This is a genomic window from Streptomyces sp. 35G-GA-8 (assembly GCF_023534745.1).
In the GTDB taxonomy this organism is placed as follows: Bacteria; Actinomycetota; Actinomycetes; order Streptomycetales; family Streptomycetaceae; genus Streptomyces.
In genome coordinates, this window is sequence record NZ_JAMHJQ010000020.1 from 92,255 (window position 1) to 117,643 (window position 25,389).

The following is a 25,389-nucleotide window of genomic DNA, read 5'->3' on the forward strand; positions in this document are numbered from 1 at the left end:
CAGTTGTTCCCGTCTCTCGTGCCTAGAGGGCGTCCGGGCCGCGCTCGCCGGTCCGTACCCGGACCGCCGTGTCGACCGGCACGCTCCATACCTTCCCGTCACCGATCTTGCCGGTGCGGGCGGCCTTGACCACCACATCGATGAGCTGTTCGGCGTCGCCGTCCTCGACCAGTACCTCGATGCGGATCTTCGGTACGAGGTCGACGGTGTACTCCGCACCGCGGTAGACCTCGGTGTGGCCGCGCTGGCGGCCGTAGCCGCTGGCCTCCGTGACCGTGAGCCCCTGGACGCCGAAGGCCTGCAGGGCCTCCTTGATCTCGTCCAGCCGGTGTGGCTTCACGACTGCGATGATGAGCTTCATGCGTCCACCTTCTTGGTCTTCGCCGCGGCGGCGAGGGTCTCGTCCTGGCTGGCGGCGGCGACGCTACTACGGCCCGAGGGCGAACCCCCGACCGCGCTGAAGTCGTAGGCGGACTCGGCGTGGTACGCCATGTCGACGCCGCTCGTCTCGTCGTCCTCGGAGGCCCGGAAGCCGATCGTGACATCGACGATCTTGGCGAGGATCCAGGAGACCACGAAGGAGTAGGCCATGACCGCGAAGGCACCGACGGCCTGCTTGCCCAGCTGCGAGAGGCCGCCGACGCCACCGGTGGCGAGAACACCCACGAGCAGGGTGCCGATGACACCGCCGACGAGGTGGACGCCGACCACGTCGAGGGAGTCGTCGTAGCCCAGCTTGAACTTGAGGCTGACGGCCCAGGAGCAGACCGCGCCGGCGACGACACCGATGAGCAGGGCGCCGAAGGGGTTGACGGCCGCGCCGGACGGGGTGATCGCGACAAGGCCCGCGACGGCGCCGGAGGCGGCGCCCAGCGTGGTGAACGCGCCGTGCCTGACACGCTCGTAGATCAGCCAGCCGAGCATCGCGGCGCCGGTGGCGATCTGCGTGTTGAAGGCCATGAGGGCGGCGGTGCCGTTGGCGGCCAGCGCCGATCCGGCGTTGAAGCCGAACCAGCCGAACCACAGCAGCGCCGCGCCGAGGACGACGAGCGGCAGGCTGTGCGGCCGCATCGGGTCCTTCTTGAATCCGATCCGCTTGCCGACGACGAGGACCGCGGCGAGCGCTCCGACACCCGCGTTGATGTGCACCGCCGTACCACCGGCGAAGTCGATCACCCCGAGCTTGAAGAGCCAGCCGTCGGACTGCCAGACCCAGTGTGCGATCGGGAAGTACACGACGGAGACCCAGAGCGCGATGAACAGCGCCCAGGCGCTGAACTTCACACGGTCCGCGAGCGCCCCGCTCATCAGCGCGGGGGTCAGGACGGCGAACATCAGCTGGAAGAGGGCGAAGGCGAAGACCGGAATGCCTTCGTTGCCCCCGGTCAGGGTGTCGACCGTGATGCCCTTGAGGCCGATGTGGTCGAAGTTGCCCAGCAGACCGGCGCCGATGTCGTCACCGAAGGTCAGCGAGTACCCGTAGAGCACCCACAGCACGCTGACGATCCCGAGCGAGATCAAGGACATCATGAGCATGTTGAGGGCGCTCTTCACCCGCACCATGCCGCCGTAGAAGAATGCCAGGCCGGGCGTCATCAGCATGACGAGCGCGGCACTGATCAATACGAATGCGGTATCTGCGCCATTCAAGGCCAGCGTCTCCTCGTGGGTGGGAACGGCCCCGTGCGGATGCTCAAGCTAGGTGTGGGCCGACTGTGCTGAGGAGATTGGCGCAGCGCGGTTTCGGCCAATGCCGCTCGATGTTTCACGGCAGTGACGAAGACGTCCTGTGTGTTACGTGCCGATGAACCGACGGATCTCGGCGGCCGGCCGTGGATACCCTCTGCGGACATCGGAAACCGGCCGCGGCGGTCACCCTGTGTCCTGGCGGCGGGGGAGCCGTGTCGGGCCCTACGGGGTGACTGCCGCGGCCGGAGCTTTCGGCGGGGCGGCGGGCGGATCCGGCCGGGCGGCCGGGGTGCGTCCGGCCGCTCAGACGGCCTCCGCGGACTCGGGCAGCTGGGCGGTGAGCCGCTCGGTGAGATCGACCACGCCGGAGACATCGCCGAAGTCCCTGGCGGCGGTGTCGAGCGTCTTGCGCAGCCGGGTGTTGACCCGCTCGGAACGCACGCTCTCCGCCACCTTCAGGGCCTTCTCCGCAAGGACCGTGGACTGCTCGGGCTCCTTCTTGAGGAGATGGACGGTGGCCAGACCGATCAGGTTCAGCGCGTACGACCGCTGGTGGTCGGTGTCCTCGGCGAACAGCTCGACGGCGCGCCGCATGGCGGGCTCGGCGAGGGAGGCGTAGGTGGGGCTGCGGCCGGCGACATAGGCGAGGTCGCGGTACGAGTGGGCGTTCTCGCCGTTGAGTTCGGCCTCGGAGAAGAAACGGATCCAGTCGGGTTCCACCTCGCCGTCGTCCCCGGCGTCGGAGAAGGTGTCCTCGGCCATCCGCACGGCCCGCTTCGTCTTGCTGGGCTGGCCCATGTTGGCGTACGCGCGCGCCTCCATCGCATACAGCATGGCCTGGGTCCGGGCGGTGGCGCAGTCCCGGCTGCCGTACTGCGCGAGATGGATCAGCTCCAGCGCGTCGTCGGGGCGGCCGAGATGGATCATCTGGCGGCTCATGGACGAGAGGATGTACGAGCCGAGCGGCTTGTCCCCGGCCTCCTTCGCGGCGTGCAGGGCGAGGACGAAGTACTTCTGGGCGTTGGGCTGGAGGCCGACGTCGTAGCTCATCCAGCCGGCCAGCTCGGCCAGTTCGGCCGCGCACCGGAAGAGCCGCCGCGAGGTGGCCTCGGGCTGTGGCTCCTGGAGCAGGTCGGTGACCTCGTGGAGTTGTCCGACGACGGCCTTGCGCCGGAGTCCGCCGCCGCACTGCGCGTCCCAGAGCCGGAACATCGCGGTGGTCGACTCCAGCAGATCCAGCTCCGGCCCGGAGAGCCGGGTGGCGCGGGACGGGGTGACGACGGGTTCCTCGTCGGACTGTTCCTGGCCGCCCGCCGTGGTGGGCACCAGCCAGCGCTGCATGGGCTCCACCAGCGCGGGACCCGCGGCCAGCGCCAGCGAGGTGCCGAGGAAGCCGCGCCGCGCCAGCATCAGATCGCTGCGGGAGAACTCGCTGATCAGCGCGACGGTCTGGGGGCCGGCCCAGGGCAGATCGACCCCGGAGACCGAGGGCGACTGATGCGCGGAGCGCAGCCCCAGCTCCTCGACGGCCACGACGGCGCCGAAGCGCTCGGAGAACAGCTCGGCGAGGATCCGCGGGATCGGCTCGCGCGGCTGCTCGCCGTCGAGCCAGCGGCGCACCCGCGAGGTGTCCGTGCTGATGTGATGCGCGCCCATCTGACGTGCCCTGCGGTTGACCTGACGCGCCAGTTCGCCCTTCGACCAGCCACTGCGCAGGAACCACGAGCCGAGTTGCCCATTCGGGCGCTTGCCGGTATTCGTACCGCCTGCGCCACTGCCGCCCACTGGAACGCCCCCATCCGCTGAAGCCACTTGTCGCGCGAACCGCTATCAGAATGCCGTGAGCACGGGGTGCCTGTCCGCCCGTTGCCCCCCTTCGAACAGGAAACCGAGTTGCCCTTGGCATACCCGCGGGAGTGTCTTACCCCGGGTTCGTGTACTGAAAGTAATCCTACGATCACGGGCCCAGCGAGGGTGATTCCACAATCGCCACCATTCGCCACCCCTTCGAATGAACTCGCCCACGGCCGGGCGCGATTGACTTGACGCACTTCGATCGGAGCGGGCCGAAGCGCTGCACACCGGGGCGCGCGAATCCGGCCCCACTACCCCCAATGCCACTTCGCGCCGCCTCGACCGCCCCGATGGCGACGGAGTGTCACGGGCAGACTGCGAGACGTAACCACCGGCGAGTTCGACCCGTTGGAGGGGGCATGGGCTTCACGATCGGCGGCATCCGGGAGATGCGGTCCGGCTCGCGCCGCCGCGGCCGCACCACTGAGTGCACCGCGGTGGCGGAGTACACGGGCCTATGGGGCTGGGACGTGGTTCCCGGCGCGGTTCCCGCGGCGCGGGCCTCGGGCGCGCAGTGCACCTGCGGCGAGCCCGACTGCGCGTCGCCGGGCGCCCATCCGCTGGCGTTCAGCCCCGAGGTGTCGGCGGGCGCCACCCTCGACGACGTCGCCAAGGTGTGGTCGGAGGTGCCGGGCGCGCCGGTGCTGCTGCCGGTGGGCCGCGGCTTCGACATCATCGACGTGGCGGAACCGGCGGGGAGCCGGGCCCTCGTACGGCTCGAACGGATGGGACTCCCCCTGGGCCCGGTCATGGCGACCCCCGAGGGCCGCGCCCACTTCCTGGTGGCGCCGGGAGCGGCGGCGGAGCTGCCGGAGCTGCTGTACCGGATGGGCTGGGACGACGCGGACCTGGATCTGCACGGCCTGGGCCCGGGAGCGTATGTGATGGCGCCGCCCTCGGAGGTGGCGGGACTGGGGCCGGTGCGATGGCTGCGACCGCCGTCCCTGGACACGGGGGCGGAACCCCCACCGGCGAGGCTGCTCCTGGGCACGCTGGCGTACATCTGCCACCGCCTGGCGTGACGGCCGGGTGGGGTCGCGTTTCGGTCGCGGTCTCGTACGGCTGGGCCGGGGCCCGGCACGGTGTGCCGTCCGGCGGGGTCGTGGTGCATGGTGCGGTGTCGTGCCGGGGCCCGGGGCCTCCGGAGGTACATGTCCGGACGGCATGATTTACGGCGCGCAGCTGCCCACAGTCAGGATGCGGGCGGTCACGCGCCACAAATCACGCTTTAGTGTCCGGACACGCACCTCCTACGACCCCGCCCCCCTCCCCCGGTGGTCGCCCCCAGCCGCCGCCCAGGTGGGGGTTGGGGGTGCGCCCCGGTGGCCCCGCCAACTCGTCATCCCGGCGCGGGCGAGTGGGCTGGCGCGGGACGGTTCATCCGCCTCGTGCCCGGCCGCGTGGGTCATGGCGGGAGGGGGTCGGGGTCGGAGGAGGTGCGTGTCCGGACGTAAAGCGTCGCAGCTCGCGCGAAGCGCGGTGAGGAAAGCAGTCCGGACACGGACCTCCGGAGACCCCGGCACCCGGCACCACAACGCACCCGCACCCGGAAACCGGCCCCGGCCACAGAAACCCCCTAGTCGCCGATCAACGCGCTCACGAACGCCTCGGGTTCGAACGGGGCCAGATCGTCCGCCCCCTCGCCCAGGCCCACCAGCTTCACCGGTACCCCCAGCTCCCGCTGCACCGCGATCACGATGCCCCCCTTGGCCGTGCCGTCCAGCTTCGTGAGGACGATGCCGGTGATGTCCACGACCTCCGCGAACACCCGCGCCTGCACCAGCCCGTTCTGGCCCGTCGTGGCGTCCAGGACCAGCAGTACCTCGTCCAGCGGTCCGTGCTTCTCCACGACCCGCTTGACCTTGCCCAGCTCGTCCATCAGCCCGGTCTTGGTGTGCAGCCGGCCCGCCGTGTCGATGAGGACGACGTCCGCGCCCTCCGCGATGCCCTCCTTGACCGCGTCGAAGGCGATCGACGCCGGGTCGCCGCCCTCGGGGCCGCGTACCGTACGCGCGCCGACCCGCTCGCCCCATGTCTGGAGCTGATCGGCGGCGGCGGCGCGGAACGTGTCCGCCGCGCCCAGGACGACCGAGCGGCCGTCCGCGATCAGTACCCGCGCCAGCTTGCCGGTGGTCGTGGTCTTGCCGGTGCCGTTGACACCGACGACCATCACGACCGCCGGGGTGTCGAGGCCGCTCTCGGTCTTCACCGCGCGGTCGAAGTCCGTGCCGAGGAGGTGGACGAGCTCCTCCTTGAGCAGCGCGCGCAGTTCCTCGGGCGTCCGCGTACCCAGGACGCGTACCCGCTCGCGCAGCCGCTCGACCAGTTCCTGGGTCGGTGCGACACCGACGTCCGCGATCAGGAGGGTCTCCTCGATCTCCTCCCAGGTCTCCTCGTCGAGGTGCTCGCGCGAGAGCAGCGTGAGCAGTCCCTTGCCGAGGGAGTTCTGCGAGCGGGCGAGCCGGGCGCGCAGCCGGATCAGCCGGCCGGCGGACGGCTCGGGGATCTCGATCGCGGGCGCCGGCGCCTCCGCCTCGACGGCGACCGGCGTCTGCGTACCGTCCGGGAGGCCGACCTCCTCGATCGTGCGGCGCGGCTCGTCGCGCGGTGCCTCCGCCTCGTCGCCGACATGTGGCTCGGCAGGGGGAGCTGTGAGGGTCGGCGCGCTCGACGGGGGCTCGGGCGGCAGCTTCTTCTTCTTGCGGCTGCCGACCACGAGGCCGCCGATGAGGCCGACCGCGACCAGGGCGATGACTACAACAAGGATGACGATTTCCATAACGCTCCCAGTATCAGCCACGGCCGGGACCGGCCCTGGCTTCAGAGGATCACACGAAGATTCCCGTTACGATTTGGACCTTTTGCGTTGAACGTACGATGCTGGGGGTTCTGGGTCCTCCCGGACTCCCCTCTCTGGAGCCCCCACCCTGTACGGAGCCTCTTCATGCCCCACGCCTCAGAAGGCGCGGTAGAGACCCGCGGCCTGGAACCCGTCCCCGATGACGAGCGCACCGGCCATGCCCGCCAACTCTTCCCCACCTGGGTGGCGGCGAACATCAGCGTGCTGCTGCTCACGATGGGCGCCGGTCTGATCGTCTTCAACGGTCTGAACTTCTGGCAGGTGCTGACCGTCGCCGTCGCGGCGCCCGTCGTGTCGTACGGCATCGTGGGGCTGGTCTCCCTCGCCGGGAAGCGCGGCGGCTCCCCGGGTATGGCGCTCTCCCGGGCTGTCTTCGGCCAGCGGGGGAACCTCTTCCCCGGGGCGCTGATCTGGGTCGCCCGCTGGGGCTGGGAGACGATCAACGCGGTCACCGGCGCCTATGCCGTGCTGACGGTTCTCGACTTGCTCTTCGGCGTCAAGCGCGACACTCCGCTGATCGTGATCACACTGCTGCTCTTCGTGGCCTGCACCTTCCTGGTCTCGGGCCTCGGTATCAGCGCGCTCCGGGTGTGCGGCACCTGGTCGACGTATCTCTTCGGTGCCTTCAGCGCGCTGGTGCTGATCTATCTGGTGGCGCATACGGACTGGTCGGCGGTCTTCGACCAGCCCGCGGGATCGACGGCGATGATGGTCGCCGGGATCGGCACCCTCGCGGCGGGCGGGATCAGCTGGGTGCCCTCCGGCCCGGACTTCACGCGCTATCTGCCCCGGTCCGTCTCCGGCCGGTCGATGGTCGGCTGGACCGTCGGCGGCGCGGGGATCGTGGTGCTGCCGATGGTGCTGATGGGTGCGGTGATGGCGGTCGGCACCCCGGATCTCGCCACCGCGCGGGACCCGGTGTCGTTCATCGGCGAGCTGCTGCCCGCCTGGATCGCCGTGCCGTATCTGCTGATCGCGCTGGTCGGAATGTTGCTGATCAACTCGATGTCGATGTATTCGGCGGGGTTCACCGCGCAGACCCTGGGCATCAAGGTGCCGCGTGCCTGGGCGGTCAGTGTGAACGCGGTGATCAGTCTGGTCCTCGGCTTCCTGCTGATGGTGGTGGCCACCAGCTTCATCGGCTCGTTCATCTCGTTCCTGACGCTGCTCGCGGTGGCGTTCTCGGCGTGGATCGGCGTCTTCGGGGTGGACATGCTCCGGCGGCGTACGTACGACGGCGCGGCGCTGATGGACACCACACGGGCGGGCGCCTACTGGTACCGGGGCGGCTTCGCGTGGTCGGCGACGGCTGCCTGGGGTACGGCGCTGGTGCTGGGGCTGCTGTTCACCGAGGTGGACTGGTTCTCGGGGCCGTTCGCCGGCACCTGGCCCGGTGAGAACGGTCTGGGCTGGGTCATCACGACCGTTGTGGCGGCGGCTCTCTACGCGGTCCTGCCGCGCGAACGGACTCCGGCGCCGACCGCCGAGGCGTCGACCGCCGAAGCACCGAGCGCCGAAGCACCGACCGAGGACGCCCGGACCGAGGAAGAGAAGCTGCCCGTCTCTTAGGACCCCAGGGCGCTAACCCATCTCTTCGAGCGACTTGCCCTTCGTCTCCTTCACGAACAGCAGCACGAAGGGGATGGAGAGCACGGCGAAGCAGGTGTAGATGACGTACGTGCCCGAGAGGTTCCACTCGGCGAGGCTCGGAAAGCTCGCGGTGATGACCCAGTTGGCGATCCACTGCGCCGAGGCCGCCACCCCGAGCGCGGCGGCGCGGATCTTGTTCGGGAACATCTCGCCGAGGAAGACCCAGACGACGACGCCCCAGGACAGCGCGAAGAAGAGCACGAACACATGGGCCGCGATCAGGGCGACCGTCCCCTCCGTGCCCGGCAGTTTGCCGTTCACCAGGGGCGCGGAGAACGCCCACGCCTCGAAGGCGAGCGCGACGGCCATTCCCGCCGAGCCGACGAGCGCGAGGGGCTTGCGGCCGACCCTGTCCACCAGGACCATCGCGATCACGGTGCCGATGATGTTCACGATCGACGTGGTGAACGAGTAGAAGAACGAGCTGGACGGGTTGATGCCGACCGACTGCCAGAGCGTCGCCGAGTAGTAGAAGGCGACATTGATGCCGACGAGCTGCTGGAACATCGACAGTCCGATGCCGACCCACACGATGGGCAGGAAATAGAAGCGGCTGCCCTTCAGGTCCTTGAAGGTCGACTTGTGCTCGCGGCGCATGGCGTGGTCGATCTCGGCGACCCTGGCGTCCAGATCGACATCCTTGTTCTCGACCTCCGCGAGCACCTTCCTGGCGCGGTCCACCCGGCCCACGGAGATCAGATAGCGCGGCGACTCGGGGATCGCGAGGGTGAGCAGACCGTACAGAAGCGCCGGGACGACCATCACTCCGAGCATCCACTGCCACGCCTCCAGCCCCAGCAGCTCGCCGCGCTGCTCGCCGTCGGCGAGCTGGAGGATGCCGAAGTTCACCAGCTGGGAGATGGCGATACCGACGACGATCGCGGCCTGCTGGAAGGAGCCGAGCCGGCCCCGGTAGGCGGGCGGGGAGACCTCGGCGATGTACGCGGGGCCGATCACCGACGCCATGCCGATGGCGAAGCCGCCGATGATCCGCCAGACCGCCAGGTCGTAGATGTCGAAGGGCAGCGCGGAGCCGACGGCGCTGACGGTGAAGAGGGCCGCGGAGATCCGCATACAGCGGATGCGGCCGATCCGGTCGGCGATCCGGCCCGCCGTGGCGGCACCGATCGCACAGCCGATCAGGGCGATGGCGATGACCTGCGCGAGGGCCGCCGCGCCGATGTCGTATCTGCTCCTGATGGCTTCGACGGCGCCGTTGATCACCGAGCTGTCGTAGCCGAAGAGGAAGCCGCCCATCGCGGCCGCGGCCGTGATGAAGACGACATGGCCGAGGTGCTCCGGTGGGGCCGCGGGGCCTCCGGACGGCGATACCCCCGCTGTGCTGGTCACGTGTGCTCCTGGTACCGCCCGGCTGCCGGTGCCGGACGTGGGGTCGGCGAGCCCTTCCAGTGGGTCACAGCTCACCCCCGGCCACCACTTGTACGCGTGCCCGGCGCGAACAGGAGGTGACGCGGGCGGGAAGTGACGCGAGCGGGACGGGAAGTGACGCGGCGCGACGCGAGCGGAGGTGATACGCCGTCAGCGCAGCCGCTGGCTGATGACCTTGGAGACCCCGTCGCCCTGCATGGAGACCCCGTACAGCGCGTCGGCGACCTCCATCGTCCGCTTCTGGTGCGTGATCACGATCAGCTGGGAGCTCTCCTGGAGCTCCTGCATGATGCGGATCAGCCGCTGGAGATTGGTGTCGTCGAGCGCCGCCTCGACCTCGTCCATCACATAGAACGGGCTCGGCCGCGCCTTGAAGATCGACACCAGCAACGCCACCGCCGTCAGGGACCGTTCGCCTCCGGAGAGCAGCGACAGCCGCTTGACCTTCTTGCCCGGCGGCCTGGCCTCCACGTCCACGCCCGTGGTGAGCATGTTCTCGGGGTCGGTGAGGATGAGCCGCCCCTCACCGCCCGGGAAGAGCCGCGAGAAGACCCCCTCGAACTGCTCCGCCGTGTCCCGGTACGCCTCGGTGAAGACCTGCTCGACCCGTTCGTCGACCTCCTTCACCACCAGCAGCAGATCCGCCCGGGTCTTCTTCAGGTCTTCGAGCTGCTCGGAGAGGAACTTGTGGCGTTCCTCCAGCGCCGCGAACTCCTCCAGGGCGAGCGGATTCACCTTTCCGAGCTGCTGATGCGCCCGTTCGGCCGCCTTGAGCCGCTTCTCCTGCTCGGCCCGCACATACGGCCTCGGCTGGTTGCGCGGATCCGCCGGGTCCTCGGGCAGTTCCTCGCCCTCCGCGGGCGGGGACGGCGGTACGAGCTGGTCGGGGCCGTATTCGGCGATCAGCCCGGCCGGCTCGACGCCCAGCTCCTCCAGGGCCTTGGCCTCCAGTTGCTCGATCCGCATCCGCTTCTCGGCGCCCAGTACCTCGCCTCGGTGCACGGAGTCGGTGAGCTTGTCCAGCTCGGCCTTGAGATCGCGGCCCTGGTTGCGCTCGGCGGCCAGCTCCCGTTCGCGCTCGGCCTTGGCCGCCTCGGCGGCGACGCGCTCGGCCTCGGCCCGTACAACCGATACCTCCACATGCGCCAACAGCTGCCGGGCGCCTGCCGCGACGGCCCCGGCCACATGGGCCTCGTGGCGCAGTCGCGCACGGCGCTGTTCCGCGCGCGCCCGCGCCTCGCGCTCGGCACGCGCTCCCCGGTCGAGCGCGTCGGCCCGGCCCGCGAGCCCCTTCACCCGCTCCTCGTGGGTACGGACCTGGAGCCTGGCCTCCATCTCGGTCTGCCGGGCGTTGGCTCCGTCGGCGGCGAGCCGGTCCCGCACGGAGGTGTCCGGCTCCTCCTGGACCGGGGCCTCCTCCGCGACCAGCAGCCGTTCCGCGAGTTCCTCCGCCTCGGCGGTGGCGCGCTCCAGCGCCTCCTGGGCCCTGCCCGCGGCCGCGGTCGTACGCTCGGCCTCCCCGGCCGCCGCGCGTGCCTGCCCGGAGAGCCGTCCCAGCTGTCCGGACACGGCGGACTTCTCCCGGTCGGCGGCCCGGCGCCGCTCCCCCAGCTCCTCCACCAGTGCGGCGCACTCGGCCCGCCGCTCGGTGGCGCGGCGCTGTGCCCCGGCCAGTTCCTCGCACCGTACGGCCAGCTCCGCGAGGTCGGCGGCGGCCTCGTCGACGGAGACCTGTACCTCCAGCAGGCTCGGCGCGCCCGCCGAGCCGCCGTGCGCGAAGTGCGCGCTGAGCACATCGCCCTCGGCGGTCACGGCGATGAGCGCGGGCCGCGCGGCGATCAGGTCCTCGGCGTCCTCCAGTGTCCCGACGACCACCGTGTCCCGTACGAGCCGCCGTACGGCGCGCAGCAGCTCGGCGGGGCCGCTGACCAGATCGATGACATACGGCACGGCGCCGGCGGAGACGGCGGTACGTACGGAACGGTCGGCGGCGTCCGTACCGCCCCCCTCCGCCGCCGTCTGACCGGGCACGCCGGGGGCCGGGGCCGTCCCGGAGGCGGCCGGTGGTCCGGGTTCGTCCTCCCCGGGAGAGCCGGCCGGCAGGAGCGCGGCCCGGCCCGCGTCCTGTTTGCGCAGCAGCCGGATGGCCTCGGCCGCCGCCGTCGGATCGGCGACGGCGATCGCGTCCGCGGCGGCGCCGAGCGCCGCGGCCACCGGGATCTCGTACCCGGGGGTGACGGTGAGCAGTTCGGCGGCCGGACCGAGCAGGCCGGAAAGGTCCTCGCGGGAGGCGAGCAGTGCGCCGGTGCCGTCCTTGCGGCGCAGGCCGAGGGCGAGCGCTTCATGGCGGGCCGCGAGGGCCGCTCGTTCGCGTTCCGCCGCGGTGGCGGCCTCGCGCGCCGCCGTCAGCTCGGCCTCCGCGGCGGACAGGGCGTCGCGGGCGCTGTCGTACCGTTCGCCCAGTTCATGGTCCTCGGCGTCCAGGCCGTCCACCTCGGCCTTGAGCTGTTCGTACTCCTCCTGGGCGGCGACCGCGCGCTCGCGCGCCTCGTCGCGGGACGCGGCGAGGCGGCCGATCTCCGCCTGGGCCGACGCCGCCCTGCCCCGGGCGGCGTTGACCTGGCCGTGCAGCCGGGCCAGGCCCTCGCGGCGGTCGGCGATCGCGCGGGCGGCGTCCTTGAGCCGGCGTTCCTCCGCGGCCAGTTGGCGTTCCAGCTCGGCGCGGTGCGCGACGGTGTCCTCGCGGGCGTGCTCGGCCGCCTCCAGCGCGGCCTCCAGCTCCGCCTCCTGCTCCCGGATCCGGGCGGCCTCGCGCTCCATGTCCTCGGGGTCGCGGCCACGGCGCTCGTCGGTGGGGGTCGCGGTCGCGCTCTTCACCCGCGCGTCGGCCAGCGAGACCGTGCCCCGTACCCGCTCGGCCAGCTGGGACAGTTCGTACCAGGTCTGCTGGGCCCGCTGGAGGCGCGGCGCCAGCCGCCGTACCTCGTCCTCCAGCTCGGCTTCCCGGGTCAGCGCGGCCTTGAGCCGGCCCTCGGTGGATTCCTTGCGCTGCTTCAGTTCGGCCTCGTCGGCGATCTCCGTACGGAGCGCGTCGCGCAGCCTGACCAGATCGTCGGCGAGCAGCCGCAGCCGCGCGTCGCGCAGATCCGCCTGTATGACGGCGGCCCGCCGGGCGACCGCCGCCTGCCGTCCGAGGGGTTTGAGCTGACGGCGCAGTTCGTCGGTGAGGTCCTGGACGCGGGCCAGGTTCGCCTGCATGGAGTCCAGCTTCCGCAGCGCCTTCTCCTTGCGCTTGCGGTGTTTGAGTACTCCGGCGGCCTCTTCGATGAACGCCCGGCGTCCCATGGGGTCGGCGTGCAGTACGGAGTCGAGCTGGCCCTGGCCGACGATGACATGCATCTCGCGGCCGATACCGCTGTCGGACAGCAGTTCCTGGATATCGAGAAGACGGCAGGTGTCGCCGTTGAGCTGGTATTCGCTGCCGCCGTTGCGGAACATGATCCGCGTGATGGTGACTTCCGCGTAGTCGATGGGCAGCGCGCCGTCGGTGTTGTCGATGGTCAGCGAGACCTCCGCGCGGCCGAGCGGCGGGCGCCCGGTCGTCCCGGCGAAGATCACGTCCTCCATCTTGCCGCCGCGCAGAGACTTCGCCCCCTGCTCCCCCATGACCCAGGAGAGCGCGTCCACGACATTGGACTTTCCCGAGCCGTTCGGACCCACCACACAGGTGATCCCCGGTTCGAAGCGCAGCGTCGTGGCGGAGGCGAAGGATTTGAACCCGCGCAGGGTCATGGCCTTGAGATGCACGCCGTCGGACTCTACCCGGCTCCGATCGTCCCTCGCCGGTTTCACCGCCGAACGTGCAGGGCACATCAGACGTTAAGAAAGGCGTGGCAGCGCCAACAATGCTTCGTACAGCGGAAGATGGAAAGAAAGAAGGGACGCCGAGGCGTCCCTTGCATATCTTGCGAGAGTGTTTCTCACCCGACCCCGAGGGGGGCTGTTGTCAGGTGAGCGCCGGCTCCGCCTGGGGTACATCGATGTCGATGCCATTGAGCAGCGACTCTCCGGGGTGCTGTGCGACGGCGGCGTTCAGTACGTCGTTCTCGGACTGGATCCGTACGAGTTCGGATTCGAGGTCCTGGACGCGCTGCTGGAGCCGTCGCATCTCGGCGAGGAGTCGCGGGTCGGAACCGCCGACATAACCGAGAAGCGCCTTTGCCATGATGAATGGTCCTCCACACTGAGTGACCGACCGGATGCGGTGTGGGTCGTGAGGGAAATCGCACCCGCGGTGCTTGGCAGTGCTTGTTCATCACTGCGGTTCTTACTGCCAAACAGCTAAGGTGCGCGGGGATTCCAGACTCTCACCAAAAAGTTTGACGGTCAACACGATCACACCCCGTGCCGACGGGCGGCCCGGCGGCGGGCGCCCGCGAGGCGTGCGGCCCCGGCTTTGTCACGGGGCCCCTGGGGCGTGGAGATCATCGTTGTCCGGGCAGCCTGGCACGACTGGCGGTTCTTGGCAACCACCAGGTCATCGCCGACTTGCGCATGTGCCGTCGGCATTCCCGAGACTCCCGGCGCCGCCGGGGGCGGCGTGGTCTCAGCGGATCGCGAAGGTCTCATAGCCACCGCGCGGGGTGTCCCAGATCTCAGTGACTCCGTCCACACGCCCGGGTGTGTCGGAGGAGCGCAGCCATTCCAGCAGACGGTGGCAATTCTCACGTGGCCCCTCGGCGACGACCTGCACCCTGCCGTCGTCCAGATTGAGGGCGAATCCGGTGAGGCCGCCGATCTCCAGAGCGTTTGCCCTGGTGAACCAGCGGAAGCCCACTCCCTGCACTCTTCCGCGTACCCAGGCCGTGACTCGAACGTCTTCTTTCATGCACGCAAGCTAACCGGCCAATTGCCGCCGGCACCCGGCGCCCCCTCCGACCATGCCGTACAGTCCCGTCGCAAAAGCCTCACTCGTACGGGTGAGACCTGGACACGTTGCCGTCGAGAGCATGAGGAAGGCACATGGGACGCCACCGCCGCTCAGCCGCCGCCCCGCCCGTCGAGGACCACGTGGACGGTGCGCGCCGGAAGAGGCGGATCGCCACCCCTGTACGTACCGGCCTGCTGGGCGCCTCCGCCGCCATGGCGGTCGGAGCCGTAGCCGTCGCCTCGGGCCTGCTGCCCGGCGGCGGGGACCACTTCACGGTCGGCGGCAGCGCCAACGGCGGACAGATACGTACCGAGGGCGCTCCGGAGCTTCAGCAGCAGGGCGGCTCGTCCGCCGAGCCGACGCGCGAGAACCCGGCCTCGCCGAGCCGTGGCGCCGAGCGGACCCAGTCGCCGTCGGCGTCCGCGTCGCCCACTCCGCGTAAGCCGTCCGTCACTCCTTCGAAGGACACGACGGAGTCGACCGCCGAGCGGTCGGAGAAGACCACGAAGCCCGCCGCGGCCCCGCCGCGGCCGAAGGCCGAGATACCGACCCGCTCCAGCGAGGCCCCGGCGCCCGAGCAGACCACCAAGCGCGCCGTGGAGGCCCCGGCGGCCCCCGGCTCCAGTTCCTCCGAGGCGGCCGTGCTCTCCCTGGTCAACAAGGAGCGCGCGAAGGTGGGGTGCAGCCCGGTGCGGGCCGATGCCTCGCTCGGCAGGCTGGCGCAGGACTTCAGCGACGACATGGCGGAGCGCGGGTTCTTCGACCACACGGACCCGGACGGCAAAACGCCCTGGGACCGCGCCGACCAGGCGGGCGTCAAGGGTCTGGGCGGCGAGAACATAGCCAGGGGGCAGGCCACCGCTCAGTCCGTGATGGACTCGTGGATGAACAGCGAGGGCCATCGCGCGAACATACTGAACTGCGATTACACCCGGCTGGGTGTCGGTGTCCACACCGGCTCCGGCGGCCCGTGGTGGACGCAGGACTTCGGCTTCTGAGCCCGGCCGCCCCTGACAGGGCCCCGGCCGCCCGCGAAGCTCACTAACCACACGAAAGCGCCGCCTGTCGGGGGGCGCTTTCGGTTGTAAAGTCGCCGCCATGGACGCCTTCGATGTCTTCTCCCGGCAGTGCCCCTCGCGCACCACGCTGGAGCATGTGACGGGCCGCTGGGGCGGCCTGACGCTCACCGCCCTGTACGAGAGCCACGAGAACCACGAGAGCCGCCTCCGCTTCAACGAACTGCGGCGGCGCGTCGACGGCGTGAGCGAGAAGATGCTCTCCCAGACCCTGCACGCGCTGGAGCGGGACGGCCTGGTGCTGCGCGAGGCGCGGCCGGTCAATCCGCCCTGGGTGGATTACGAGCTGACTCCGCTGGGCCGGGACGTCGCCGAGCGGCTGCTCGGGCTGATCCAGCTGGTGGAGGGGCGGATGTCCGAGGTGATCTCGGCGCGGGAGCGTTACGACACGACGCGCGGGGCCCTCTGACAGCGCGGACAGAAGTAGCTGGACCGGTTCATCCAGGGCCGTCGGCGGATCGGTGTCCCACAGCGCCGGCACGGCTCGTCCTCCCGTCCGTACGCGTCCAGCGACCGGTCGAAGTACCCCGATTCGCCGTTCACATTGACGTACAGGCTGTCGAAGCTGGTGCCGCCGACATCGAGGGCCGCGGTCATCACGTCCCGTACATGACCAAGCAGTTCCGTGGCGCGCGGCCGGGGCAGGGTGGCCGTGGGGCGTTCGTAGTGGAGACGGCCGCGCCACAGCGCCTCGTCGGCGTAGATATTGCCGACGCCACTGATCAGCGACTGGTCGAGCAGGGCGCGCTTGACCGTCGTACGGCGCAGCTTCAGCGCGGTGAGGAAGGCGGCGTCGTCGAAGGCGGGGTCCAGCGGATCCCGGGCGATATGCGCGATGACATCGGGCAGTCCGTCGGGGGTGTTCTCGTGGAGCGAGAGCCCGCCGAAGGTGCGCTGGTCGACGAAGCGCAGCTCGGTCCCGAGGGTGTCGGCGAAGCGGATCCGGATGCGCAGGTGCTTCTCGTCGGGCGCGCTCTCCGGCTGGACCAGCAGCTGGCCGCTCATCCCGAGGTGGCCGAGGATCGAGGCGTCCGTGTCGGCGAGGGGCAGCCACAGGTATTTGCCGCGTCGGCGTGCCGTACCGATGGTGTGCCCTTTGAGCTGGGCCGCGAAGTCGGCGCCTCCGGCGGTGTGCCGCCGTACCGCGCGCGGATGCAGCACCTCGGTCTCGGCGACGGTCCGGCCGCTGACCCAGCGTTCAAGTCCACGCCGGACGACTTCGACCTCGGGCAACTCGGGCACGGGACGCTCCTGGGGGGTGAAGGGGCCGTAACGAGTGCGCCCCTCACGCCGTACGACGACGCGAGGGGCGCACCCGGAAGGAGAGAGCACGGACGCTCAGGCGTTGGCGGTGTCCGCAGGAGTCTGCTCCGAGGGAGCTGAAGAGGTGTCGGCGGCCTCTTCAGGCCCGGCATCCGCGGACGTGGCGTCCTCGGCCTTGGCGTCGACGCCGTTCTCCATGTCAACGCCGGAGTCGGCGTCGGTCTTCCCCGCCGCCTCGCGTTCGTCCGCCGCGGTCCGGATGGACCGCCAGGCGGACTCCGCCGCCTGCTGCTCCGCTTCCTTCTTGCTGCGGCCGGTGCCGGTGCCGTACGAGACACCACCGACGCGGGCGGCAGCGGTGAAGGTCTTCTCGTGGTCCGGGCCCGTTTCCGTGACGAGATACTCGGGCACACCGAGACTCTCCGCCGCGGTCAGCTCCTGGAGACTGGTCTTCCAGTCCAGGCCGGCCCCGAGATTCGAGGACTTCTCGATCAGCGGGTCGAAGAGCCGGTGCACCAGCTCGGACGCCGCGTCGAGGCCCTTGTCGAGATAGACAGCGCCGATCACCGCTTCAAGGGTGTCGGCGAGGATGGACGCCTTGTCCCGGCCGCCCGTGCCCTCTTCGCCCCGGCCGAGCCGGATGAAGGAGCCGAGTTCGAGGCCGCGGCCCACTTCCGCAAGCGCACGCGAATTGACCACCGCGGCCCGCAATTTGGCCAACTGGCCTTCAGGCAGATCGGGGTGGGTGCGGTACAGCGTGTCCGTGACCACCAGACCGAGCACCGAATCCCCGAGGAATTCGAGCCGCTCGTTGGTGGGCAGACCGCCGTTCTCGTACGCGTACGAACGATGGGTCAGCGCACGCACCAGAAGGGCGGTCTCGAGCTGATACCCGAGCCGCCCTTCCAGAAGCGTGTGGGACGAGGCTGTGCTGACATTGTCTGTCTGCTTCTTGGCATGGGACAGTTCAGACATTGAGCCTCTCACCAGCCGCTCAGACCTCGAGGACCTGGCGCTTGTTATAGGTGCCGCAGCTCGGGCACGCGATGTGCTGCAGCTTCGGCTCCTGGCAACGCTCGCACGAAACCAGGGTGGGGACCGCAGCCTTCCACTGCGACCGGCGGTGGCGCGTGTTGCTGCGCGACATCTTCCGCTTCGGAACAGCCACGGCTACTTCTCCTGCTTCTCGTCGACGCCCGCTTCGGCGCCGCCCATGTTGTCCTTCTCGCCGTCCTTGACGGTCTCGGCGAGTCCCTGCAGTGCCGCCCAACGGATGTCGACGGCGTCGTGGTGGTGGTCCGGGTTCTCGTCCAGCCTGATCCCACATGTGGAACACAGACCGGCACAGGTCTCCCGGCACACCGGCTGCATCGGCAGTGCGAGTACCACCGCGTCACGCAGCACCGGTTCGAGGTCGAACAGGCCATCTTCGATGAAGAGTCTGTCGTCGTCCTCGCTGTACTCGGCGTCAGCGGCCGGCTCCGCACGGGTGCGGCCCCGGTCATCGGCGTCGTGGTACGAGAACATCTCCTGGAAGTCCGCCGCCACTTCCTGGCTGAGCGGCTCCAGACACCTTACGCACTCCCCCTCGGCCACCGCACGGGCGGTGCCCGTGACGAGCACCCCCTCCATGACGGATTCGAGGCGGAGGGCCAGCTCCACGGGCGCGCCCTCGGGCGTCCCGATCACCCCCGCGATACCGAAGTCCTTGGGGGCGGGTACCGAGCGGGTCAGCTTCTGGAGCGCACCAGGACGCCGCCCCAGCTCGTGTGTGTCGAACACGAGGGGGTCGCGGTGGTCGAGGCGCGCGTTCAGGGCTTTTCCCGCTTTCGGATCGTTTGGGAGGCCGCCACCGTCGCGAGAGCGAGCGGGCGGCATGGGTCGCGGACATACACGCGGCCGAAGAGCCAGGGTACTGGACCGGCCGCCGTAGGCCCAATCCGGCCCCTCGGTGGCGGCCGGACCGGGCGCGCGGTCCCGGCGACCCGGGGCCGGCGGTCTCAGCGTCCTTGCTCGTACCGGCGCAGCTGCTCGATGTCGATCATGCTGGTGTCGAAGAGGCTGGTCTCGTCGAGGGTGCTGCGCGGCTCGTGGGCCGGGGGCAGCGCGTGCTGCTGGGGCTGGACCTCGGGCTGCTGCTGCCAGCCGTAGTTCGGGTCGTAGCCCTGCGCCTGGTCCTGGCCGTGGCCCTGGTCCTGGCCGTATCCCTGCTGCTGGTACGCGTACGGGTCCTGCTGCTGGTAGCCGTACGCGTCCTGCTGCTGGTAGCCGCCGTAGCCGGCGTCCCCGGCGTACGCCGGGTCCTGGTAGCCGGCCTCGGCGTACTGGGGCACTGGCTGGGCCTGGGGCGGTGTCTGCGGGTACGCGGGCTCGGCGTACGGCTGCTGGACCGGTACGGGGGGCTGCTGCGCCGCCACGGGCTGCTGGACGCCTTCCCGGGGGTCCCCCGCGAGGTCCGCCAGATAGTCCGCGTCGCTGGTGCGCCCCTGGGGGCCCGCCGCGTCCTGGGCTGCCATGTGGGCGCCCAGATCGTCCGAGTCGGTGCGGCCGTGGAGCTTCTGCCTGCCGCGGCCGACCGCTTCGAGGGTCTTGGACAGAACGGCCTCGAAGGCGCCGAACTTGGTGTCGATGTACTCGTCGGCCCGCCGGATCAGGGTGCCGGGGTCGTCGCTGTACTCGGGGGCATCGTCGTCGTCACCGCCGGGGGCGCGGCCGAGCAGCTTCTCGCGGCCCCGGTCGACGGAGCCGATGGTCTTGGTGAGGACGACCTCGAAGTTGGCGAGCTTGGAGTCGACGTAGTCGTCGGCCTCGGCGCGGATCTCCTCGGCGTCCCTGCGGGCCTCCGCGAGGATGCGGTCGGCCTCCTCCTGGGACTGCCGGGCGACCGCGGTGTCGGAGATCAGCCCGGAGCGCTGGGCGTGCGCCGCCTCGATGATGCGCTCCGCCTCCTGGCGGGCCTGCTCGGCCAGCTGCTCCCGGCCGCCGATCAGCTCCTGTGCCTGGGCCAGCGAGCCCGGGAGAGCTTCCCGTACCTCTTCCAGCATGGCGAGCAGCTCGGCGCGGTTCACCACGCAGGACGCCGACATGGGCATGGAGCGGGCGCTGCCCACCGTGTCGACGATCTCGTCGAGCTTCTTCTGTACGTCCACCGTGTGCTCGCCACTCTCTCAGCTGGTTTGGAGACGGACGCAACGACTGTACGGCCAGTTCGAGCCCGTCCGACACCGGATGACGGGCCGTCAGTTCCTCAGCGCTCGCCGAGGCGCGCCATCAAGGCCGAGTGGACGGCCTCGGGCAGCAGGTGGGAGACGTCTCCGCCCCAGGTCGCGACCTCTTTGACCAGGGAGGAGGAGAGGAAGCTGTAGGTGGGGTTGGTGGGCACGAACAGCGTCTCGACCCCGGAGAGCCCGTTGTTCATCTGGGCCATCTGCAGTTCGTAGTCGAAGTCGCTGACGGCGCGCAGGCCCTTGACGATGGCGGGGATGTCGCGCTGCTTGCAGAAGTCGACGAGCAGCCCGTGGAAGGCCTCGACCTCCACATTGCCGAACTCGGCGGTGACCTCGCGGATCAGATCGATCCGCTCCTCGATCGTGAACAGCCCCTTCTTGGACTGGTTGATCATTACCGCGACATGTACGACGTCGTACAGCTTGGAGGCGCGGGCGATGATGTCGAGATGTCCATTGGTGATGGGGTCGAAGGACCCCGGACAGACGGCGCGGCGCAACTTGATTCCCTCGCTCTCCGGTCCGGTCATGGTGCGTCTTCACTCGTAGAGGCGGCGCGACCGTACCAAAGCGTTCCCTCGCCGTAGCGACGGGACCGCAACGGCTCGAAACCCTCCGGCCAGTCGAACTCCCCACCCCTGGTGCTGCGTTCCACGGTGGCGACGGCGGCGGCGCTGAGCCAGCCCCTTGTGCGGAGTGTGAGCAGTATCTCCCGAAGATCGTCGTCGGTGACGGCATACGGCGGATCGAGGAAGACCAGGTCGTAGGGGGTGCCGGGGACCGGGCCCGTGATGATCTGCTCCGCCTTGCCGGTACGGACCTCCGCGCCGGGAAGCCCGAGCGTCGCGACGTTCGCGCGGACGGTGCGGGCGGCGCGGGGGTCCGACTCGACGAGCAGGGCGTGCGCGGCGCCACGGGAGAGCGCCTCCAGGCCCACGGCGCCGGATCCCGCGTAGAGATCGGCGATGCGGAGGTCTTCGAGGGTGCCGAGGAGCGATTCCCAGCTGGAGAAGAGGCCCTCACGCGCCCGGTCGGAGGTGGGGCGGGTGCCGGTGCCTGGCGGTACGGCGAGACGGCGTCCGCCGGCGGCACCGGCGATCACGCGGGTCATGGGAGTCGGGTCCTCGGTTCGATGGGGTCGCGGGCGGTCGGTCGGGGACGGGTGGGTGGGGCGCGGGGCTCGGAAAACGGCTCTGCCCCCACGATATGGCGTACGTACCGAGCGGGCCCGGCCCGGTGCGACATGGCCCGGCCCCGTGCGACATGGCCGGGTCCGGTGCCCATGGCCGGGTCCGGTGCCCATGGCCGGGTCCGGTGCCCATGGCCGGGTCCGGTGCCCATGGCCGGGCACGGCGGGTCCGGCCGGTCCGGAGGGTCAGCCCTTGTCGAGGTACTGCTCGCGTTCGGTGTCCAGCAGGGCGTCCAGCGCCGTGCGCAGCTCCGGGGAGCCCGTCAGCTCCGGGTCCTCGGCGACCACCGCGGCGGCCTCCTCCCGGGCGGCGGCGATGATCTCCTCGTCCTCGATGACCGCGAGCATCCGCAGCGAGGAGCGCACCCCGGACTGGGCCTGGCCGAGGACATCGCCCTCACGGCGCTGTTCGAGGTCGATACGGGAGAGCTCGAAGCCGTCGAGCGTGGCGGCGACCGCGCCCAGCCGGGCCCTGGCCGGGCTCGCCTCGGGCATGTCCGTGACCAGCAGACAGAGGCCGGGGGCCGAGCCGCGGCCGACGCGTCCGCGCAGCTGGTGCAGTTGGGAGACGCCGAACCGGTCCGCGTCCATGATCACCATGGCGGTGGCGTTGGGGACGTTCACACCGACCTCGATGACCGTGGTCGCGACGAGCACGTCCACCTCGCCCGCGGCGAAGCGGCGCATCACGGCGTCCTTGTCGTCCGGCTGCATCCGGCCGTGCAGGATCTCGACGCGCAGCCCCTGGAGCGGTCCCTCGGTGAGCTGCCCGGCGACCTCCACGACCGCGAGCGGGGGCCGCTTCTCGGCCTCGTCCTCCTTGGACGGTTTCGTTTTCCGCGTCGCCTTGCCGTCGTCGTCCTCCTCGTCGTCTCCGATCCGGGGGCAGACGACATACGCCTGATGTCCTTTTCCGACCTCCTCCCGTACCCGCTCCCAGGCGCGGGCGAGGAAGTGCGGCTTGTCCTGGGCGGGCACCACATGGCTGGCGATCGGCGAGCGGCCCGCCGGGAGCTGGTCGAGGACGGAGGTCTCCAGATCGCCGAAGACGGTCATCGCGACCGTACGGGGAATGGGCGTGGCCGTCATGACCAGCAGATGCGGTGGCTGCTTGCCCTTGGAGCGGAGCGCGTCGCGCTGCTCCACGCCGAAGCGGTGCTGCTCGTCCACCACGACCAGTCCGAGGTCGTGGAACCGCACCTTGTCCTCGATCAGCGCGTGCGTACCGATCACGATCCCGGCCTCGCCGGTGACCAGATCGAGCAGCGCCTGACGCCGCGCGGCCATGCCCATCGAGCCGGTGAGCAGGACGACCTTGGTGCCGTGCTCGGCGCCGCCGAGCATTCCTCCCTGGGCCAGCTCGCCCATCATCTCCGTGATCGAACGGTGGTGCTGCTGGGCGAGCACTTCCGTGGGCGCCAGCATGGCGGCCTGACCGCCCGCGTCGACGACCGCGAGCATCGCCCGGAGCGCGACCAGCGTCTTGCCCGAGCCGACCTCGCCCTGGAGCAGCCGGTGCATGGGGTGTTCGGTGGCGAGGTCCGCGAAGATCTCGCCGGTGACCTTCTGCTGGCCGTCGGTGAGGGTGAAGGGCAGGTCGGCGTCGAAGGCGTCCAGCAGTCCGTCGGGCACGGGCCGCCGGGCGACGGCGGGCAGCTGCGCGTCCGCGTACCTCCGCCGGGCCAGCGCGACCTGGAGAACGAACGCCTCGTCCCACTTCAGCCGCTGTCTGGCGGATTCGATGTCGGCCCGGCTCTCGGGCCGGTGGACCTTGAGCAGCGCCTCGGGCAGGGAGGCGAATCCACGGCCCTCGCGCAGCGCGGGCGGCAGCGGATCGACGGCCTCCGCGGCTCTGGGCAGGACCGCGTCGACCGCTTTGGTGATCTTCCAGGACTCCAGCCCCTTGCAGGCCGGGTAGATCGGGATCAGCTTGCCCGCGAAGGCGTCCACGGCCTGCGCGGTGTCCTCCGTCGTCCCGTCGTCGGCGGTTGCCCTGCCCAGCGGCACATAGGTGGGATGCGCGAGCTGGAGCTTGCGGTTGAAGACGGACACCTTGCCCGCGAACATCCCTCGGCTGCCCGGCGGCAGCTCCTTGTGCGGCTTGTGGATCCCCCTGCCGAAGAAGACCAGTTGGAGCCGGCCGCTGCCGTCGGTGAGAGTGATCTCCAGACGCTGGCCCCGGCCGTGGTTGAACGTCAGGATCCGGGAGTCGGCGACCTGCGCGACCACCGTGACGTCCTCGTCCAGCGGCAGATCGGCCAGCTTGGTGAGCTGGCCGCGCTCCTCGTACCGCCTGGGGTAGTGGTGCAGCAGATCGCCGACCGTGTGCAGGTCGAGGTGTTCGGCCATCACCTTCGCGGTGGCGGGGCCGAGCGTCTTCTTGAGGGGTTCATCCAGCGCGGACACGCGATCCATTGCACACCACGCCACTGACAGGCTGCTACTCCACGCCGATGAGCAGCGGAACGGACTGCCTGCCGCCCCGGTAGACCACGGTGTCGACGGCCAGATGGCCGTCCCGTACGTAGATCTCCAGACGGTCGGCGAGCGCGTCGGGCACCTGGTCGCCGAGCACCAGCGTCACCAGTTCGCCGCCGGCCGCCAGCATCCGGGAGAGCACCGCCTCCGCGGTGGCGGTGAGATCGGCGCCGATCACCGCCACGTCCCCGTCGATCAGTCCGAGGACGTCCCCGGCCTGGCAGATACCCGCCATGGTCCAGGACTGCCGTTCGGCGACGGCCAGTTCGGCGTAGCGGGTGGCGCCGGCCGCGGTGGTCATGGCGACCACGTCCTCGTCGAAGCGCCGGTCCGGCTGGTGGACGGCGAGCGCCGCGATGCCCTGGACGGCGGCCCTGGTCGGGATGAGGGCGACCCGTACGCCCTCGGTACGGGCCTGTTCCGCGGCCGCGGCGGCGGTGTGCCGCAGCGCCGCGTCGTTCGGCAGGAGCACCACCTCGCGCGCGTGGGCCCGCCGGATCGCCTCGACCAGCTCCCCGCTGGCGGGCGGCTCCCCGGGGCGCGCGAGCACGGTCGTCGCGCCGGCCTCGGCGCACAGCCCCGCGAGCCCTTCTCCCGGGACCACCGCGACGACGGCCCGCTGAACCCGCTCGGGCGGCTCCTCGGCGGCGGCGCCGAAGTGTGTGATGCGGATGCGGTACGGGCGTCCCGCCTCGACCCCGGCCTCCACGGCGGCGCCCGCGTCGTCGACATGGATGTGTACGTTCCACAGCCCGTCGCCGCCGACGACGACCAGGGAGTCCCCCAGCCCGTCGAGCCGGGCCCGGAGCCGCGCCACGGCGCGGTCGTCCGCCTCCAGCAGATAGATCACCTCGAAGGCGGGCCCGCCTCCGGGAGCGCAGGACCCGATCGCCGGCTCGATCGCGGCCGGGTCCTCATACCGGCGGTGGCCCATCGGGAAGGCGGCCGGTGTCTCACCGGTGAGGGACCGGACCAGGGCGCCGAGGACGGCGAGCAGCCCGCGCCCGCCTGCGTCGACGACACCCGCGCGTCCGAGCACGGGCAGTTGGTCGGGGGTGGCCGCGAGCGCGGCGCGTGCGCCCGCGTACGCCGCGCGTGCGGTGGCGCCCGCGTCCGCCGACCCGCTCCGTTCCGCCATCTCCGCCGCCTCGGCCGCCGCGGAGGCCACGCTGAGGATCGTGCCCTCGACGGGGTGCGCGACGGCCTCGCGGGCCAGTTCCGCGGCCCGCCGCAGCGCCGGTGCGAGCCGCGCTCCGCCGGCGCCCCCGGGATCCGTCGGCGCCGTGTCCGCCAGTACCTCCGCCATCCCGCGCAGCAGCTGCGCCAGGATCGTCCCGGAGTTCCCCCGGGCACCGAGCAGCGCGCCATGCGCCATGGCCCGTACGGCATCGGCGGACGCGGGCACGGACGCACCGGTCTCATGGGCCGCGAAGACGGCCTCGACCGCCTGCGCCGCGGACTCCACGGTCAGATAGAGATTGGTGCCGGTGTCACCGTCCGCGACCGGATAGACATTGATCGCGTCGATCTCCTCGCGCTCCCGGCCCAGGGCCTCCAGCGCCAGCGAGCACCAGCTCCGTACCGCTGCTGCGTCGAGGGTCTGCGGCACCTGAGGGTCCTCCTTGAGCGGCCTTGATGCGGGCTGCTCGCAGGGTAGCCCGGGGACGGGAGGCGAACAGCGGGCCAACCTGACGGAACGGAGCCGTCGGCCGTCATGGTAGTTTTCTTGTACCGAGGCAGGCGTTGTATGCTGCTGCGGTTGCCCGATGAGAGTCGGGCCAATC

The 25,389-nt window shown here is 70.6% G+C and carries 21 protein-coding genes; 4 read left to right on the forward strand and 17 right to left on the reverse strand.

Features of this window, described 5'->3' with window-relative positions; translation table 11 throughout:
- Positions 1-22: 22 nt before the first annotated feature.
- The 3 genes from M1203_RS34150 to M1203_RS34160 all read right to left on the reverse strand — a co-directional run bounded on the left by M1203_RS34150 (position 23) and on the right by M1203_RS34160 (position 3,474).
- The gene (locus M1203_RS34150; RefSeq protein WP_249953733.1) at positions 23-361 is read right to left on the reverse strand and encodes a P-II family nitrogen regulator; all 339 of its coding nucleotides are present in this window, start codon (positions 359-361) and stop codon (positions 23-25) included.
- On the reverse strand, positions 358-1,650 hold the full coding sequence (locus M1203_RS34155) for an ammonium transporter (RefSeq protein ID WP_351393687.1): 1,293 nt from the start codon (positions 1,648-1,650) through the stop codon (positions 358-360). The genes M1203_RS34150 and M1203_RS34155 overlap by 4 nt, the downstream gene beginning before the upstream one ends.
- A gap of 342 nt (positions 1,651-1,992) precedes the next feature.
- Complete coding sequence (locus M1203_RS34160) at positions 1,993-3,474, reverse strand: hypothetical protein (protein ID WP_249953734.1); 1,482 nt, start codon at positions 3,472-3,474, stop codon at positions 1,993-1,995.
- 428 nt (positions 3,475-3,902) lie between these two features.
- On the opposite strand from M1203_RS34160, the gene M1203_RS34165 reads away from it, so the two are divergent.
- Positions 3,903-4,565 carry a bifunctional DNA primase/polymerase gene (locus M1203_RS34165; RefSeq protein WP_249953735.1) on the forward strand — a complete coding sequence of 221 codons (663 nt, stop codon included), beginning with the start codon at positions 3,903-3,905 and terminating at the stop codon, positions 4,563-4,565.
- 554 nt (positions 4,566-5,119) lie between these two features.
- Here M1203_RS34165 and ftsY read toward each other — a convergent pair.
- The gene (gene ftsY, locus M1203_RS34170) at positions 5,120-6,322 is read right to left on the reverse strand and encodes a signal recognition particle-docking protein FtsY (RefSeq protein ID WP_249953736.1); all 1,203 of its coding nucleotides are present in this window, start codon (positions 6,320-6,322) and stop codon (positions 5,120-5,122) included.
- 165 nt (positions 6,323-6,487) lie between these two features.
- Here ftsY and M1203_RS34175 point away from each other — a divergent pair, with 165 nt between their 5' ends.
- The gene (locus tag M1203_RS34175; protein ID WP_249953737.1) at positions 6,488-7,972 is read left to right on the forward strand and encodes a cytosine permease; all 1,485 of its coding nucleotides are present in this window, start codon (positions 6,488-6,490) and stop codon (positions 7,970-7,972) included.
- 12 nt (positions 7,973-7,984) lie between these two features.
- On the opposite strand, the gene M1203_RS34180 is transcribed toward M1203_RS34175, so the two are convergent.
- The 4 genes from M1203_RS34180 to M1203_RS34195 form a co-directional block, all read right to left on the reverse strand.
- A complete protein-coding gene (locus M1203_RS34180) occupies positions 7,985-9,403 on the reverse strand; it encodes a sugar porter family MFS transporter (RefSeq protein ID WP_249953738.1) in 1,419 nt (472 codons plus the stop codon).
- A gap of 189 nt (positions 9,404-9,592) precedes the next feature.
- Entirely contained in the window at positions 9,593-13,249 is a 3,657-nt protein-coding gene (locus M1203_RS34185; RefSeq protein WP_249953739.1) for an AAA family ATPase, read from the reverse strand.
- Positions 13,250-13,448: 199 nt separating this feature from the next.
- Positions 13,449-13,667: a hypothetical protein gene (locus tag M1203_RS34190; protein WP_030351764.1), complete on the reverse strand. Its 219-nt coding sequence runs from the start codon at positions 13,665-13,667 to the stop codon at positions 13,449-13,451.
- A gap of 381 nt (positions 13,668-14,048) precedes the next feature.
- The gene (locus M1203_RS34195) at positions 14,049-14,330 is read right to left on the reverse strand and encodes an acylphosphatase (protein WP_249953740.1); all 282 of its coding nucleotides are present in this window, start codon (positions 14,328-14,330) and stop codon (positions 14,049-14,051) included.
- 134 nt (positions 14,331-14,464) lie between these two features.
- On the opposite strand from M1203_RS34195, the gene M1203_RS34200 reads away from it, so the two are divergent.
- A complete protein-coding gene (locus tag M1203_RS34200; RefSeq protein WP_249953741.1) occupies positions 14,465-15,370 on the forward strand; it encodes a CAP domain-containing protein in 906 nt (301 codons plus the stop codon).
- A gap of 100 nt (positions 15,371-15,470) precedes the next feature.
- Positions 15,471-15,857 (forward strand): helix-turn-helix domain-containing protein, encoded by a 387-nt coding sequence (locus M1203_RS34205; RefSeq protein ID WP_249953742.1) that lies wholly within the window; start codon positions 15,471-15,473, stop codon positions 15,855-15,857.
- Here M1203_RS34205 and mutM read toward each other — a convergent pair.
- The 9 genes from mutM to M1203_RS34250 form a co-directional block, all read right to left on the reverse strand.
- Positions 15,830-16,690 carry a bifunctional DNA-formamidopyrimidine glycosylase/DNA-(apurinic or apyrimidinic site) lyase gene (gene mutM / locus M1203_RS34210; RefSeq protein WP_249953743.1) on the reverse strand — a complete coding sequence of 287 codons (861 nt, stop codon included), beginning with the start codon at positions 16,688-16,690 and terminating at the stop codon, positions 15,830-15,832. The two genes, M1203_RS34205 and mutM, sit on opposite strands and share 28 nt — an antisense overlap.
- 96 nt (positions 16,691-16,786) lie before the next feature.
- Positions 16,787-17,686, reverse strand: a complete 900-nt coding sequence (rnc, locus tag M1203_RS34215; RefSeq protein WP_249953744.1) for a ribonuclease III — start codon at positions 17,684-17,686, stop codon at positions 16,787-16,789.
- Between the two features lie 19 nt (positions 17,687-17,705).
- The gene (gene rpmF / locus M1203_RS34220; RefSeq protein WP_003965982.1) at positions 17,706-17,879 is read right to left on the reverse strand and encodes a 50S ribosomal protein L32; all 174 of its coding nucleotides are present in this window, start codon (positions 17,877-17,879) and stop codon (positions 17,706-17,708) included.
- Between the two features lie 2 nt (positions 17,880-17,881).
- Entirely contained in the window at positions 17,882-18,589 is a 708-nt protein-coding gene (locus M1203_RS34225; protein ID WP_249953745.1) for a DUF177 domain-containing protein, read from the reverse strand.
- 122 nt (positions 18,590-18,711) lie between these two features.
- A complete protein-coding gene (locus M1203_RS34230; RefSeq protein WP_249953746.1) occupies positions 18,712-19,860 on the reverse strand; it encodes an ATP synthase F0 subunit B in 1,149 nt (382 codons plus the stop codon).
- A gap of 98 nt (positions 19,861-19,958) precedes the next feature.
- Positions 19,959-20,438: a pantetheine-phosphate adenylyltransferase gene (gene coaD, locus M1203_RS34235; protein WP_249953776.1), complete on the reverse strand. Its 480-nt coding sequence runs from the start codon at positions 20,436-20,438 to the stop codon at positions 19,959-19,961.
- Between the two features lie 26 nt (positions 20,439-20,464).
- A complete protein-coding gene (rsmD, locus tag M1203_RS34240) occupies positions 20,465-21,049 on the reverse strand; it encodes a 16S rRNA (guanine(966)-N(2))-methyltransferase RsmD (RefSeq protein ID WP_249953747.1) in 585 nt (194 codons plus the stop codon).
- A gap of 264 nt (positions 21,050-21,313) precedes the next feature.
- Complete coding sequence (recG, locus tag M1203_RS34245; protein WP_249953748.1) at positions 21,314-23,542, reverse strand: ATP-dependent DNA helicase RecG; 2,229 nt, start codon at positions 23,540-23,542, stop codon at positions 21,314-21,316.
- Positions 23,543-23,567: 25 nt separating this feature from the next.
- On the reverse strand, positions 23,568-25,214 hold the full coding sequence (locus M1203_RS34250) for a DAK2 domain-containing protein (RefSeq protein WP_249953749.1): 1,647 nt from the start codon (positions 25,212-25,214) through the stop codon (positions 23,568-23,570).
- Positions 25,215-25,389: the final 175 nt, after the last annotated feature.

Bases quoted from the DNA above. Each gene is read 5' to 3' on its own strand.
- M1203_RS34150 (WP_249953733.1), bottom strand. From the start codon at position 361: ATGAAGCTCATCATCGCAGTCGTGAAGCCACACCGGCTGGACGAGATC.
- M1203_RS34165 (WP_249953735.1), top strand. From the start codon at position 3,903: ATGGGCTTCACGATCGGCGGCATCCGGGAGATGCGGTCCGGCTCGCGC.
- ftsY (WP_249953736.1), bottom strand. From the start codon at position 6,322: ATGGAAATCGTCATCCTTGTTGTAGTCATCGCCCTGGTCGCGGTCGGC.
- M1203_RS34175 (WP_249953737.1), top strand. From the start codon at position 6,488: ATGCCCCACGCCTCAGAAGGCGCGGTAGAGACCCGCGGCCTGGAACCC.
- M1203_RS34190 (WP_030351764.1), bottom strand. From the start codon at position 13,667: ATGGCAAAGGCGCTTCTCGGTTATGTCGGCGGTTCCGACCCGCGACTC.
- M1203_RS34195 (WP_249953740.1), bottom strand. From the start codon at position 14,330: ATGAAAGAAGACGTTCGAGTCACGGCCTGGGTACGCGGAAGAGTGCAG.
- M1203_RS34200 (WP_249953741.1), top strand. From the start codon at position 14,465: ATGGGACGCCACCGCCGCTCAGCCGCCGCCCCGCCCGTCGAGGACCAC.
- M1203_RS34205 (WP_249953742.1), top strand. From the start codon at position 15,471: ATGGACGCCTTCGATGTCTTCTCCCGGCAGTGCCCCTCGCGCACCACG.
- rnc (WP_249953744.1), bottom strand. From the start codon at position 17,686: ATGTCTGAACTGTCCCATGCCAAGAAGCAGACAGACAATGTCAGCACA.
- M1203_RS34225 (WP_249953745.1), bottom strand. From the start codon at position 18,589: ATGCCGCCCGCTCGCTCTCGCGACGGTGGCGGCCTCCCAAACGATCCG.
- rsmD (WP_249953747.1), bottom strand. From the start codon at position 21,049: ATGACCCGCGTGATCGCCGGTGCCGCCGGCGGACGCCGTCTCGCCGTA.
- recG (WP_249953748.1), bottom strand. From the start codon at position 23,542: ATGGATCGCGTGTCCGCGCTGGATGAACCCCTCAAGAAGACGCTCGGC.